Origin of the sequence: Massilia sp. GER05 (assembly GCF_052056005.1) — a bacterium.
Taxonomy (GTDB): domain Bacteria; phylum Pseudomonadota; class Gammaproteobacteria; order Burkholderiales; family Burkholderiaceae_D; genus Telluria; species Telluria orientalis.
In genome coordinates, this window is record NZ_CP178858.1 from 5451916 (window position 1) to 5464949 (window position 13034).

The window sequence follows — 13034 nt, forward strand, 5'->3', positions numbered from 1 at the left end:
CTAGGATTTAACCATGGCAAAAACCATCATGGTGGTGGACGATTCGATCTCGATCCGCCAGGTCGTCGGCATCGCACTCAGGCAGGCCGGCTATGACGTCATCGAAGGCGTCGACGGCAAGGACGCGCTGGCCAAGCTGACCGGCCAGAAGGTCAACCTGATCATCAGCGACGTCAACATGCCCAACATGGACGGCATCGCGTTCGTGCGCGAACTGAAGACCCGTCCCGCCTACAAGTTCACCCCGGTCCTCATGCTGACCACCGAGTCGCAGGAAGACAAGAAGGAACAGGGCAAGGCCGCCGGCGCGAAAGCGTGGATGGTCAAGCCGTTCAAGCCGGAAGCCCTGCTGGCCGCCGTCCAGAAGCTGACGTTCGGCTGACCCACCGCGCCGGCGCAGGCCGGCCATCACGGAGCAATGATGCAATGACGATTATTGGCGAAACGAGCCAAGGGGCCGCCGCATGCCTGGCGGTCGAAGGCGAAATGACGATCTACCGCGCCGCGGAGCTGCACCCCGTGCTGCTGGACGCCGTACGCACGATCGATGCGCCCGCGCTCGACCTGTCCCAGGTGACGGAGTTCGACTGCGCCGGCATGCAGCTGCTGCTCGTGGCGCGGCGTGAAGCCCGGCGCCTCGGCAAGGCGCTCGCGCTGCGGGACGCCAGCCCCGCCGTGTGCGACGCGTTCGCAATGCTCGGCATGACCGCCGAAGGAGAGCCTGCATGAACATCGACATCGACCATGTGACGCACACCTTCATCGCCGAAAGCCGCGAACTGCTGGAGCAGATGGAAAGCGCCCTGCTCGCGGTCACGCGCGACGGCCTCGACGCCGTCAACGCGATCTTCCGCGCGGCGCACACGATCAAGGGATCGGCCGGCATGTTCGGCCTCGACCCCGTCGTGCGATTCACGCACGTGGCCGAGAGCGTCCTGGACAAGGTGCGCGACGGCGCCATCCCCGTCGGCGACGAACTCGTCGCGCTGCTGCTCGCATGCCGCGACCACATCGGCGCCCTCGTCGACGCGGTGGAAAGCGGCACCCTCGACGATGCGGATCTCGCCGCGGCAGGCGCGCCGCTCGTCGCCCAATTGCAGGCCTACCTGGACGGCGGCGCGGCACCGGCGCCCACCGCCGCCGCCGCCACCACGGCACCCGAAGCGACCGGCGGCGCGGCCGGCCACTGGCACATCTCGCTGCGCTTCGGCCCCGACGTGCTGCGCAACGGCATGGACCCGCTGTCGTTCATCCGCTACCTGGGCCAGCTGGGCACCATCACCGGCATCGCGACGATCGCCGACGACCTGCCGGCGCTGGACGAATTCGATCCCGAGTCGTGCTACCTCGGCTTCGAGATCGGCTTCCACAGCACCGCCGACAAGGCGACGATCGACGGCGTGTTCGACTTCGTGCGCGACGACTGCGCGATCCGCATCCTGCCGCCCGAGAACCGCCTCGCCGAATACCTCGCGTGGCTGGACGAGGCGCCGGCGCAGCGCGAGCGCCTGGGCCAGATGCTCGTCCGCTGCGGCAGCGTCACCGCGCACGAACTGGAACACGCGCTGGCGGCGCAGGCTGCAAGCAGCGCGCCGGCGCAACCGATCGGCGCGATCCTCGTCGAACAGGGCACCGTGCGCGCACCCGTCGTCGAAGCGGCCCTCGCGAAGCAGCGCCAGGCGCCGGACGCGCCGCGCCAGCAGCAGGAAAGCCGCTCGGTGCGGGTGGATGCGGACAAGCTGGACCGCCTGATCAACCTCGTGGGCGAATTGATCATCGCGGGCGCGGGCGCCAACCTGATCGCGCGCCGCACGCAGATCCCCGAGCTGCTGGAATGCACGTCGACGCTGTCCAGCCTCGTCGAGGAAGTGCGCGACAGCGCGCTCCAGCTGCGCATGGTGAAGATCGGCGCCACGTTCAACCGCTTCCAGCGCGTCGTGCACGACGTGGCGCGCGAGCTGGGCAAGGACATCCGCCTGGTGGTCAGCGGCGAGGACGCGGAACTGGACAAGACCGTCGTCGAGAAGATCGGCGACCCGCTCACGCACCTCGTGCGCAACGCGATGGACCACGGCATCGAGCCGGCCGACGTGCGCGCCGCGCGCGGCAAGCCGGCCCAGGGCACCGTCGCCCTGAACGCCTACCACGACTCCGGCAGCATCGTGATCGAAGTGTCGGACGACGGCGGCGGCCTGAAACGGGAGCGCATCCTCGCGAAAGCCGTCGAACGCGGCCTCGTCGAGCCGGGCCGCCTGCTCACGGACAAGGAAATCTTCAACCTGATCTTCGAACCGGGCTTCTCGACGGCGGAACAGGTGACGAACCTGTCCGGCCGCGGCGTGGGCATGGATGTCGTCAAGCGCAACATCGTCGCGCTGCGCGGCAGCGTGGACATCGCCAGCACCGAAGGGCAAGGCACCACCGTCACGGTGCGCCTGCCCCTGACGCTGGCGATCATCAACGGGTTCCAGGTCGGCGTCGGCAAGTCGGTGTTCGTGATCCCGATGGACATGATCGAGGAATGCATCGAGTTCGTCGAACAGCCGGGCTGCGACTGGGTCGATTTGCGCGGCCAGCCGCTGCCCTTCGTGCGCCTGAGGGAACGCTTCGGCGTCAAAGGCGTGCCGGCACGGCGCCGCAGCATCGTCGTCGTGCGCTACGGCGGCAGCAAGGCCGGCCTCGTCGTCGACAGCCTGCTGGGCGAATTCCAGACCGTGATCAAGCCGCTCGGCAAGGTGTTCGCCGGCGCCCGCTTCCTGTCCGGCTCCTCGATCCTCGGCAACGGCGACGTCGCACTGATCCTCGACATGGCGGCCCTGCTGGCCGGCGTCGAACACGAAAGCCAGGCCGCCGCGGCCTGACATTTAACTGAAGTGGAGAGCCACATGCTCAAGAACCTGAAAATCGGCATCCGCCTGGGCCTCGGCTTCGGTGCGGTACTGCTGCTCCTGCTGGCGATCGCGCTGCTGACCATGAACCGCATGGCGGTCATGAACGACGCCACCGCCTACATCACGGCGGATGCCTACCCGAAAGTCGCCATCGCCAAGGACCTGATCCGCGACGTCGTCGACGCCCCGCGCCAGATGCGCGGCATGCTGCTCACCAGCGACGAAGCGGAAAGCGAGCGCTATCGCAAGGTGATCGAACAGCTGCGCGCCGACACGAACGGACGCATCGCCGAACTCACCCGGCTCGTCGCCAGCGAGACGGGCAAGAAGATGCTCAAGCAGATCACCGACAGGCATGCGGCCCTGGAACCGGCGTATGCCCAGTTCTATGGCCTGGTGCGCGGCGACCGCCAGCACGCCGCGGAATTCGTCAGCAAGACCTATGTCCCGCTCAACCGCGAACTGATCGCGGCCGTCGACGAACTGACCAGGCACCAGTCCGACAAGATGCAGAAGAAGGCCGACGAGGCGGGCGCCACGTATGAAGAGACGCGCCGGCTGGTGATCGCGATGACGGCGGGCGCCGCCCTGCTCGCGCTGACCGTGGCGGCCTTCATCACCCTGTCCGTCACCCGTCCGCTGCGCGTCGCCGTGAACGCGGCCGACCGCCTGGCGGCCGGCGACCTCACGGTGCACATCGACAGCCATGCGCGCGACGAGGCCGGCCTGCTGCTGGCCGCGATGAAGAACATGATCGCGAAGCTGACGCAGGTCGTCGGCGACGTGAACGGCGGCGCCCAGTCGCTGGCATCGGCGTCGGAGGAAGTCAGCGCGACGGCGCAGGCGCTGTCGCAGTCGGCGTCCGAGCAGGCGGCCGGTGTCGAGGAGACGAGCGCCTCGCTGGAACAGATGACGGCATCGATCTCGCAGAACACGGAGAATGCCCGCGTCACCGACGGCATGGCCACGCAGGCCGCGCGCGAGGCCGCGGAAGGCGGCGAAGCGGTGAAGGCGACCGTCGCCGCCATGAAGCGGATCGCAAAGCAGATCGGCATCATCGACGACATCGCCTACCAGACCAACCTGCTGGCGCTGAACGCCGCCATCGAGGCGGCGCGCGCCGGGGAACACGGCAAGGGCTTCGCCGTCGTCGCCGCCGAGGTGCGCAAGCTGGCCGAACGCAGCCAGGTCGCCGCGCAGGAAATCGGCGAAGTGGCGACGAGCAGCGTGGAGCTGGCCGAGCGCGCCGGCGGCCTGCTCGACCGGATGGTGCCGAACATCCGCAAGACCTCGGACCTCGTGCAGGAAATCACGGCCGCGTCGGAAGAGCAATCGGCCGGCGTCGGCCAGATCAACGCGGCAGTCGGCCAGATGAGCCAGACGACGCAGCAGAACGCATCCAGTTCCGAGGAGCTGGCCGCGACGGCCGAGGAAATGAGTTCCCAGGCCGAGCAGCTGCAGCAGGCGATGGCGTTCTTCCGCCTGGCGGGCGGCGACGCGCCGGCGCCGGCGCGCCAGCCTGCACGGCGCGCGCCCGCGCATCCGGCCGCGACGCCGAAGCGCAAGGGCATCGCCATGCACAACCCCGCGTACGCCGCCGAGGCGGACCTGGACGAAGCCAGCTTCACCCGATTCTGATACCCCGCAGCCGCCCCGAGGAGACCTGCCATGTTCCGTAACCTGAAAGTCAGCGCCCGCCTGGCACTTGGCTTCGGCACCGTCAGCGTGTTGCTGGCCGCCGTCGTCGCGATGGGCATCCACAGCGTCGCCAGCGTGAGCGACAACGTTGGCGAGATGGCCAACGACAAGTATCCGAAGGTCGTGCTCAGCTACGACGCGATCGGCAACATCCACGAGATCGCCACCGCGATGCGCAACATCGTGCTGACGGAGGATCCGGAAGCGACCCGGCGCGAGCTGGCGCAGTTCGACGAATCGCGCAACGACCAGCGCGCGGATATCGAGAAGCTGCAGAACCTCGTCAAGTCGGCCGCCGGACGCCAGATCATGGAGGGCATGAACCAGCAGCGCCAGAAAAACCTGGTGGTGCAGGACCAGTTCGTGCGCCTCATACACGAAGGCAAGCGCGCCGAGGCCAGGACACTGCTGACGACGCAGATCCAGCCGGTGCAGGACGCGTACATCAAGGCGATCGAAAAGCTGATCGATCACCAGAATGCGTCGATGGAGCAGTCGGCCACGGACGCGTCGGCCGAATACGTCGAGACCCGCAACCGCCTCACGCTGCTGGGCGCCGCCGCGGTCCTGATGGGCATCGGCATGGCTTTCTGGATCACCCTGAGCCTCACCCGTACGCTGGGCGGCGAGCCGGCCTACGCGGCCGACCTGCTCAAGCGCATCGCGAACGGCGACCTGTCCGGCGACGTGGCGCTGCGCCGCGGCGACAACGACAGCATGCTGCACGCCGTCGGCCAGATGGTGACGAAGCTGCGCCAGGTGATCGCGGGCCAGCGCGCCGTCGTGGAAGCGGCCAACCGCGGCGAGTTCGGCGTACGCGTCGACACGGCCGGGATGCAGGGGTTCCAGAAAGAGATGGGCGATGGCCTGAACCAGCTCGTGACGACGACCGGCGCCAGCATCGACGACGTCGTGCGCGTCATGTCCGCGCTGGCCGAAGGCGACCTGACGAAGCGCATCGACAAGGATTACCAGGGCGCGTTCGCGAAGCTGAAGGATTATTCGAACGGCACCATGGACCGGCTGGCGCAGGTCGTCGGCGACGTCAACGGCAGCGCCCAGTCGCTGGCGTCGGCGTCGGAGGAAGTCAGCGCGACGGCGCAGGCGCTGTCGCAGTCGGCGTCCGAGCAGGCGGCCGGCGTCGAGGAGACGAGCGCCTCGCTGGAACAGATGACGGCATCGATCTCGCAGAACACGGAGAATGCCCGCGTCACCGACGGCATGGCCACGCAGGCCGCGCGCGAGGCCGCGGAAGGCGGCGAAGCGGTGAAGGCGACCGTCGCCGCCATGAAGCGGATCGCGAAGCAGATCGGGATCATCGACGACATCGCCTACCAGACCAACCTGCTGGCGCTGAACGCCGCCATCGAGGCGGCCCGCGCCGGGGAACACGGCAAGGGCTTCGCCGTCGTCGCCGCCGAGGTGCGCAAGCTGGCCGAACGCAGCCAGGTCGCCGCGCAGGAAATCGGCGAAGTGGCGACCGGCAGCGTGGAGCTGGCCGAGCGCGCCGGCGGCCTGCTCGACCGGATGGTGCCGAACATCCGCAAGACCTCGGACCTCGTGCAGGAAATCACGGCAGCGTCGGAAGAGCAATCGGCCGGCGTCGGCCAGATCAACGCGGCAGTCGGCCAGATGAGCCAGACGACGCAGCAGAACGCATCCAGTTCCGAGGAGCTGGCCGCGACGGCCGAGGAAATGAGTTCCCAGGCCGAGCAGCTGCAGCAGGCGATGGCGTTCTTCAAGCTGGACGCGGGACACAGCATCAAAGCGGCCGCCGGCAAGCCGTTCAAGACAAATACGGCGAAGCGCCATGCCCCGAGGACGATCGGGACGCTGGCTCTCGCCTCGGTCGGCGCACCGGACGAAGCCGACTTCGCACATTTTTAAAAGTTAAGGAAATACCATGACAGTCGTAAAGAAGATGATCCTGCTCGTGCTGGCAGCGCTCATCGGTATCGTCGCCCTGGCGGCAATGGGGCGCTACCAGCTCATCCGCGTCTACGATGCGGCCAGCTACGGCACGGTCAATTCGGTTCCCAGCTTCCTCGCCCTCGACGAAGCGTTCGAACAGCTGGCCGTGTACCGGACCCGCGTGTGGCAGCATATCGCGCAGACCGACGCGGACAATCTGGCTGCGATCGACCAGCAGATCGGCGAGAACCGCCGCAAGATCGACGAGGCGCTCAAGAAATACGAGTCGCTCGTTTCGGACGACAAGGACAAGGCGCTGCTCGCGACCGATCGCGCCAGCCTCGCGGACTACGCCCGCGTCGTGGATGAGGTGCTGAAGCTCTCGCGCGGCGGCAAGAACACCGAAGCGCGCGACCTGATGATGGCGAAGGTCGCCCTGGCGGACAAGAACTGGGAAGCGTTCGCGAACCACCGCACGTACAACGAGGAACTGGCGAAGAACGGCGGCGAGCGTGCCGTCGCGATCCAGAACTCGGCGGAGACGATGTCGCTCGCCTTTGCCGTCGCCACGCTGGCGGCCGTCGGCCTGCTCGGTTTCTACATCACCCGCAGCCTGCTGGCCCAACTGGGCGGCGAACCGGCGTACGCGGGCGCCGTCATGGCCCGCATCGCGGGCGGCGACCTGGACGCCGACATTCACACGAAGCCGGGCGACGACGCCAGCATGCTGGCCGCCGTCAAGGGCATGGTCGCGAAGCTCACTCAGGTCATCGACGGCCAGCGCGCCGCGGTGGAAGCCGCGAACCGCGGGAATTTCGATGCGCGCGTCGACCTGGCGGGCCTGCAGGGCTTCCAGAAGGAGATGGGTGAAGGCCTGAACCAGCTGATGGCGACGACCGGCGCCAGCATCACCGACGTGGTGCGCGTGATGGGCGCGGTGTCGCGCGGCGACCTCTCGAACCAGATCGACAAGCCGTACCAGGGCGCCTTCGGCGAGCTGAAGGAATATACGAACAACACCGTGCACAAGCTGACGCAGGTGATCGAGGGCCAGCGCCGCGTCGTGCAGACGGCCAATCGCGGCAACTTCGACGAGCGCGTGGAACTCGCGGGCCTGCAGGGCTTCCAGAAAGAGATGGGCGAAGGCCTGAACCAGCTGGTGGCGACGACGAGCGCATCGGTCGAGGACGTGGTGCGCGTGATGGGCGCGATGTCGGAAGGCGATCTCACCAAGCGCATCGACAAGTCCTACGAGGGCGAGTTCGCCAAGCTGAAGGAATACGCGAACAACACCGTGGACAAGCTGGCGCAGGTGGTGGCCGAGGTCAACGCGGCCGCCGATTCCCTCGCCAGCGCGTCCGAGCAGGTGAGCGCGACGGCGCAGTCGCTGTCGCAGGCATCGGGCGAACAGGCGGCGGGCGTCGAGGAGACCAGCGCGTCGGTCGAGCAGATGACGGCATCGATCGCGCAGAACACCGAGAACGCGAAAGTCACCGACGGCATGGCGACCAATGCTGCCAGGGAAGCGACCGAAGGCGGCGCGGCCGTGAAGGAAACCGTGGCCGCGATGAACCAGATCGCCAAGAAGATCGGCATCATCGACGACATCGCCTACCAGACCAACCTGCTGGCGCTGAACGCCGCCATCGAGGCTGCCCGCGCCGGCGAACACGGCAAGGGCTTCGCCGTCGTCGCCGCCGAGGTGCGCAAGCTGGCCGAACGCAGCCAGGTCGCGGCACAGGAGATCGGCGAAGTGGCGACCAACAGCGTGGAGCTGGCGGAACGCGCCGGCACCCTGCTCGACCAGATGGTGCCGAACATCCGCAAGACGTCGGACCTCGTGCAGGAAATCACGGCCGCGTCGGAAGAACAGTCGGCTGGCGTCGGCCAGATCAACGCGGCGGTGGGCCAGCTTGCCCAGACGACGCAGCAGAACGCGTCCAGCTCCGAAGAGCTGGCGGCGACGGCCGAGGAAATGAGTTCCCAGGCCGAGCAGCTGCAGCAGACGATGGGCTTCTTCCGCCTCGCGGCCGGCGCGGCTGGCCAGACTGCCCGCACGCGCCCGGCGCCCCGCGCCAAGCGCACGACGCTGCGCGTGGCCGGCGGCGCGCCCATCCAGGCCGAGCCCGACGAAGCCAGTTTCACCCATTTCTGATCCACGGTGACCGTATGACGCACACGAACCAGGCAACGCACGCGGACGGCCAGTCCGCCCAATACCTCACCTTCATGCTGGGCGGCGAAGCCTTCGGCATCGGCATCATGGCCGTCAAGGAGATCATCGAGTTCTCCGGCCTCACGGAAGTACCGATGATGCCGGACGCGATCCGCGGCGTGATCAACCTGCGCGGCGCCGTCGTGCCCGTGATGGACCTCGCGGCCCGCTTCGGCCGGCCGCAATCCGTGGCGGGCAAGCGCACGTGCATCGTCATCGTCGAGCTGGAACACGACGGCGAGCGCCAGCTGACGGGCGTCGTCGTCGATGCCGTCAGCGCCGTGCTGGACATCGCGGCCGCCGACATCGAGCCGGCGCCGTCGTTCGGTACGCGCATCCGCGGCGACTTCATCGCCGGCATGGGCAAGGTGAACGGCAAGTTCGTCATCCTGCTGAACGTGCAGCAGGTTCTCGCGCTGGACGGCCTGCCCGACCTGGCCGGCGCCGACGCCCTCGCCGCCTGAGCGCCATGCAGAACTGTGCGATCAGCCAGGGCGAGTTCGCGCGCTTCCAGCGCTTCATCTTCGACATCGCCGGCATCTCGATGTCCGATTCGAAGAAGGCACTGGTCAGCGGCCGCCTCGCCAAGCGCCTGCAGCATTTCGGCCTGCCGTCGTACGACGCCTATTTCCGGCTGCTGACGGACGGCGCGCACAAGGACGAGGTGCAGCTGGCCGTCGACCTGCTGACGACGAACGAGACCTATTTCTTCCGCGAGGCGCGCCACTTCGAGCTGCTGCGCGAAGCGGCCGAAGCGGCGCGCCCGTCGCTGCGGGCGAATGCGCCGTTCCGCGTGTGGAGCGCGGCCTGCTCGTCCGGCGAGGAACCGTACAGCATCGCGATGGTGCTGGCCGACGTGCTGGGATCGGCGCCGTGGGAAGTCGTGGCCTCCGACATCAGCACGCGCGTGCTGGAGCGCGCCCGCACCGGCCACTATCCGATGGAACGCGCGACCCACGTGCCGCAGGACTACCTGCGCCGCTATTGCCTGAAGGGCATCCGCGACCAGCACGGCACGCTGCTCGTGGAACGCGGCCTGCGCGAGCGCGTGCAGTTCCGCCAGGTGAACCTGAACACGGCGCTGCCCGGCGACCTGGGCACCTACGACCTCGTCTTCCTGCGCAACGTGATGATCTACTTTAACGGCGACACCAAGCGCCACGTCGTCACGCGCATCATGCAGCGCATCAAATCGGGCGGCCATCTGTTCATCGGCCACTCGGAAAGCCTGCAGGAGATGGGCGACGTGCTCCGTGCCGTGATCCCTTCCGTCTACCGTCTACCCTAACCGGCATGAAAACAATCGATGTGATGGTGGTCGACGACTCGGCCGTCGTGCGCAAGGTCGTCGGCGCGGTGCTGGAATCCGCGCCCGGCATCCGCCTGCTGCACGCCGTGGCCGACCCACTGCTCGCCATCGAGCGCATGAAGCAGGCCTGGCCCGACGTGATCCTGCTGGACGTGGAGATGCCGCGCATGGACGGCATCACGTTCCTCCGCAAGATCATGGCGGAGCGGCCCACGCCCGTCGTCATCTGCTCGACGCTGACGGAAAAAGGCGCGGAGACGACGATGGCCGCGCTCGCGGCGGGCGCCGTGTCCATCATCACGAAACCCAAGCTGGGCCTGAAGGACTTCCTCAGCGAGAGCGCGGACGAACTGATCTCCGCCGTGCGGGCGGCGAGCCACGCGAACGTGCGCAGGCTGGCGGCACGCGCCGCGCCCGCGCCCGTCGCCGTAAAGCTGACCGCGGACGCCGTGCTGCCGGCCGCGCCCGACACGCGCGCCCTGCTGCGCACGACCGAGCGCGTCGTCGCCATCGGCACCTCCACGGGCGGCACGCTGGCTTTGGAAGAAGTGCTGGCGGCGCTGCCGCGCGTCACGCCCGGCATCGTCATCGTGCAGCACATGCCGGAAAAATTCACGGCCGCCTTCGCCGACCGCCTGAACGGCCTGTGCCAGATCGAGGTGCGCGAGGCGCGCCACGGCGACCGCGTGCTGCCGGGCCGCGCGCTGATCGCGCCGGGCGGCAGGCACATGCTGCTGCGGCGCGACGGCGCCAACTACCACGTGGACGTCATCGACGGCCCGCTCGTGAACCGCCACCGCCCGTCCGTCGACGTGCTGTTCCGTTCCGTCGCCAGGCACGCGGGCGCCAACGCGCTGGGCATCATCATGACGGGCATGGGCGACGACGGCGCGGCCGGCCTGCTCGAGATGCGCAAGGCGGGCGCGCGCACCGTCGCGCAGGACGAGGACAGCTGCGTCGTCTACGGCATGCCGAAGGAAGCCGTCAAACGGGGCGGCGTCGAGAAATCCGTGCCGTTGAAAGCGATCGACCGCGAGATCCTGCAGCAGCTCGGGGTGCGCTGATCGCGTATCATCGCTCCTGAACAGCCGATCCAGAAGCTGATGCCAGGAGAGTGAGATGAACAAAGGAATGTATGCCGCCGCGCTCGCTGCGTGCCTGACGGCCTGCGGCGGTGGCGGCGGCAATGCCGGCACGGGAAATACCCCGCTGACGCCGCCCGTGTCCAGCAACGGCAACCTCGACGCGTACGTCGGCACGTGGACCTCCGCGTGCGCGTCGCACGCGGTCGACACGGCCGTCATCGCGCGCGCGGCCGGATCGAACAACGCGCTCACGATCGCCGTCACGACGAATTACTATGCCAACACGGCCTGCACGGGCGACGTCATCGCCACGCAAGTGTGGAGCGCCCCTACGACGGCGACCTGGGTCGGCACAGTGGCCTCGTCCATCATGCCGGGATCGGTCTCGGCCTCCATCGACAAGGTGACGGCGCAGCAGCCGCAGCGCAGCGTCACGTTGACGGGCACCTTCGTCAGCCGCAAGATCGTCGACGGCCAGCCCAACTGGTGCATCGATTACGCGGGCGGTGCCGTGTGCGTGCCCGACCGGATCTACGCGGCCGAACCGGCGCCGTTCGACGGCCTGGCCATCGTGGGCGGCGAGCTGGTCGAGGTCAAGTCGAACGGCGTCAACTACGACGCCGTCGAGCGTTTCACGAAACGCTGACGGGCAGCGCGGCCAGCCCGCGCAGGCCGGCGATGCCGTTCCAGCGCGGGGCCGCGTCGGGCATGCGGAGCGTCGGCCAGCGGCGCAGCACGGCGCGCAGCACGACGTCGACCTCCAGCAGCGACAGGCCGGCGCCGATGCACACGTGCGGTCCGCTGCCGAACGACAGGTGGCTGCCGGCGCGGCGCGTGATGTCGAACGTGTCCGGATCGGCGAAGCGGTCCGGATCGCGGTTCGCCGCGCCGATCAGCGCGATCACGAGGTCGCCGCGCCTGAGCGTGGTGCCGTGCAAGGTGAGTTCCGTGGCGACGCGCCGGCCCGTGTACTGCACGGGACTGTCGTAGCGCAGCAGTTCGCGGATGGCGAGCGTGATGCCGTCTTCGTCCGCGCGCAGCCGCGCCCACGCGTCCGGGTGCGTGAGCAGCGTGTACAGGCCATTGCCGAGCAGGTTGCGCGTCGTCTCGTGGCCGGCGAACAGCAGCATCGCGCATTGCGCCAGCAACTCGCCGTCCGCGCGCAGTTCGCCCGCGGCCTCGGCCTGCAGCAGGCGGCTGACGAGGTCCGTGCCGGGGGACGCCCGGCGCGCGGGCAGCAACGCGTCGAAATAGCGCACCATCTGCAACAGGCTGCGCTGGGCCGCGCGCAGCTGGTCGGCCGTCGGCTGCAGCGCGCCGATGAAGGCGGCAAGGTCGTCCGACCACGCCATGAAGCGCGCCTCGTCCTTGCGGGCGATGCCCAGCATCAGGCCGATGACGCGCGACGGCAGCGGACGCGCGACTTCGGCGATGAAGTCGAAGCCGGCTTGCGCGTCGAGACCGTCCAGCAGTTCGTCGGTGAGCCGCTCGACGTCGGCCCGCAAGGTGCGGATCAGGGTCGGATGAAAACCGGCCGCCATCGCCTTGCGCACGCGCTGGTGGTCGGCGCCGTCCAGGAACACCATCGCGCTGCCGAACAGGCGCTGGAACAGGTCGAGGCCCGCCTGGGCGCGGCGTCCCGCCAGGCTCGCGTCGACGCCAGGGATGCGCTTGATCCAGCCGCCCGTGCGCTGCGACGACAGGCGCGCATCGCGCAGCGCCAGTTCGATGTCCGCGTGGCGCGTCAGCACCCAGGCGCCCTGGAACACGTCCTCGCGCCACAGCACCGGTCCCGCCGCGCGCAGGCGGCGATAGGTGGGATACGGATCGTGCAGGAAGGCGGCGTCGAACGGTGCCGCGTCCGCATCCGGCACGACTGGCGCGAGATCTCTCATGCGATTCATTGGATGATGGTCTGCCGGCAC

General features: G+C 68.4%; 11 protein-coding genes. 10 read left to right on the forward strand and 1 reads right to left on the reverse strand.

All coding sequences use genetic code 11. From position 1 onward, the window contains the following. The first annotated feature begins 13 nt into the window (after window positions 1-13). The 10 genes from ACL58G_RS24160 to ACL58G_RS24205 are packed head-to-tail and all read left to right on the forward strand — an operon-like array spanning window position 14 to window position 11755. The gene (locus ACL58G_RS24160; protein WP_105377323.1) at window positions 14-382 is read left to right on the forward strand and encodes a response regulator; all 369 of its coding nucleotides are present in this window, start codon (window positions 14-16) and stop codon (window positions 380-382) included. Between the two features lie 44 nt (window positions 383-426). Next, window positions 427-729, forward strand: a complete 303-nt coding sequence (locus tag ACL58G_RS24165; protein ID WP_440963438.1) for an STAS domain-containing protein — start codon at window positions 427-429, stop codon at window positions 727-729. 2 nt (window positions 730-731) lie between these two features. Further along, window positions 732-2861: a chemotaxis protein CheW gene (locus ACL58G_RS24170; protein ID WP_440968105.1), complete on the forward strand. Its 2130-nt coding sequence runs from the start codon at window positions 732-734 to the stop codon at window positions 2859-2861. Window positions 2862-2885: 24 nt separating this feature from the next. Next, on the forward strand, window positions 2886-4529 hold the full coding sequence (locus ACL58G_RS24175; RefSeq protein WP_440963439.1) for a methyl-accepting chemotaxis protein: 1644 nt from the start codon (window positions 2886-2888) through the stop codon (window positions 4527-4529). 30 nt (window positions 4530-4559) lie between these two features. Then, a complete protein-coding gene (locus ACL58G_RS24180; protein WP_440963440.1) occupies window positions 4560-6476 on the forward strand; it encodes a HAMP domain-containing methyl-accepting chemotaxis protein in 1917 nt (638 codons plus the stop codon). A 16-nt stretch (window positions 6477-6492) separates the two neighbouring features. After that, window positions 6493-8655: a HAMP domain-containing methyl-accepting chemotaxis protein gene (locus ACL58G_RS24185; RefSeq protein WP_440963441.1), complete on the forward strand. Its 2163-nt coding sequence runs from the start codon at window positions 6493-6495 to the stop codon at window positions 8653-8655. A 14-nt stretch (window positions 8656-8669) separates the two neighbouring features. Next, window positions 8670-9179 carry a chemotaxis protein CheW gene (locus ACL58G_RS24190; protein ID WP_413345811.1) on the forward strand — a complete coding sequence of 170 codons (510 nt, stop codon included), beginning with the start codon at window positions 8670-8672 and terminating at the stop codon, window positions 9177-9179. Window positions 9180-9184: 5 nt separating this feature from the next. After that, window positions 9185-10003 (forward strand): CheR family methyltransferase, encoded by an 819-nt coding sequence (locus ACL58G_RS24195; RefSeq protein ID WP_440963442.1) that lies wholly within the window; start codon window positions 9185-9187, stop codon window positions 10001-10003. 5 nt (window positions 10004-10008) lie between these two features. Continuing rightward, window positions 10009-11088 carry a protein-glutamate methylesterase/protein-glutamine glutaminase gene (locus tag ACL58G_RS24200; RefSeq protein WP_413388029.1) on the forward strand — a complete coding sequence of 360 codons (1080 nt, stop codon included), beginning with the start codon at window positions 10009-10011 and terminating at the stop codon, window positions 11086-11088. 55 nt (window positions 11089-11143) lie between these two features. Next, window positions 11144-11755 (forward strand): hypothetical protein, encoded by a 612-nt coding sequence (locus ACL58G_RS24205; RefSeq protein ID WP_440963443.1) that lies wholly within the window; start codon window positions 11144-11146, stop codon window positions 11753-11755. Here the strand turns inward: ACL58G_RS24205 and ACL58G_RS24210 are convergent. Beyond that, window positions 11742-13013, reverse strand: coding sequence for a cytochrome P450 (locus ACL58G_RS24210; RefSeq protein ID WP_440963444.1), 1272 nt, complete (start codon window positions 13011-13013; stop codon window positions 11742-11744). The two genes, ACL58G_RS24205 and ACL58G_RS24210, sit on opposite strands and share 14 nt — an antisense overlap. Between the last annotated feature and the right edge of the window lie 21 nt (window positions 13014-13034).

Bases quoted from the DNA above. Each gene is read 5' to 3' on its own strand.
- ACL58G_RS24160 (WP_105377323.1), top strand. From the start codon at position 14: ATGGCAAAAACCATCATGGTGGTGGACGATTCGATCTCGATCCGCCAG.
- ACL58G_RS24200 (WP_413388029.1), top strand. From the start codon at position 10,009: ATGAAAACAATCGATGTGATGGTGGTCGACGACTCGGCCGTCGTGCGC.
- ACL58G_RS24175 (WP_440963439.1), top strand. From the start codon at position 2,886: ATGCTCAAGAACCTGAAAATCGGCATCCGCCTGGGCCTCGGCTTCGGT.
- ACL58G_RS24185 (WP_440963441.1), top strand. From the start codon at position 6,493: ATGACAGTCGTAAAGAAGATGATCCTGCTCGTGCTGGCAGCGCTCATC.
- ACL58G_RS24205 (WP_440963443.1), top strand. From the start codon at position 11,144: ATGAACAAAGGAATGTATGCCGCCGCGCTCGCTGCGTGCCTGACGGCC.
- ACL58G_RS24210 (WP_440963444.1), bottom strand. From the start codon at position 13,013: ATGAATCGCATGAGAGATCTCGCGCCAGTCGTGCCGGATGCGGACGCG.
- ACL58G_RS24195 (WP_440963442.1), top strand. From the start codon at position 9,185: ATGCAGAACTGTGCGATCAGCCAGGGCGAGTTCGCGCGCTTCCAGCGC.
- ACL58G_RS24180 (WP_440963440.1), top strand. From the start codon at position 4,560: ATGTTCCGTAACCTGAAAGTCAGCGCCCGCCTGGCACTTGGCTTCGGC.
- ACL58G_RS24165 (WP_440963438.1), top strand. From the start codon at position 427: ATGACGATTATTGGCGAAACGAGCCAAGGGGCCGCCGCATGCCTGGCG.
- ACL58G_RS24190 (WP_413345811.1), top strand. From the start codon at position 8,670: ATGACGCACACGAACCAGGCAACGCACGCGGACGGCCAGTCCGCCCAA.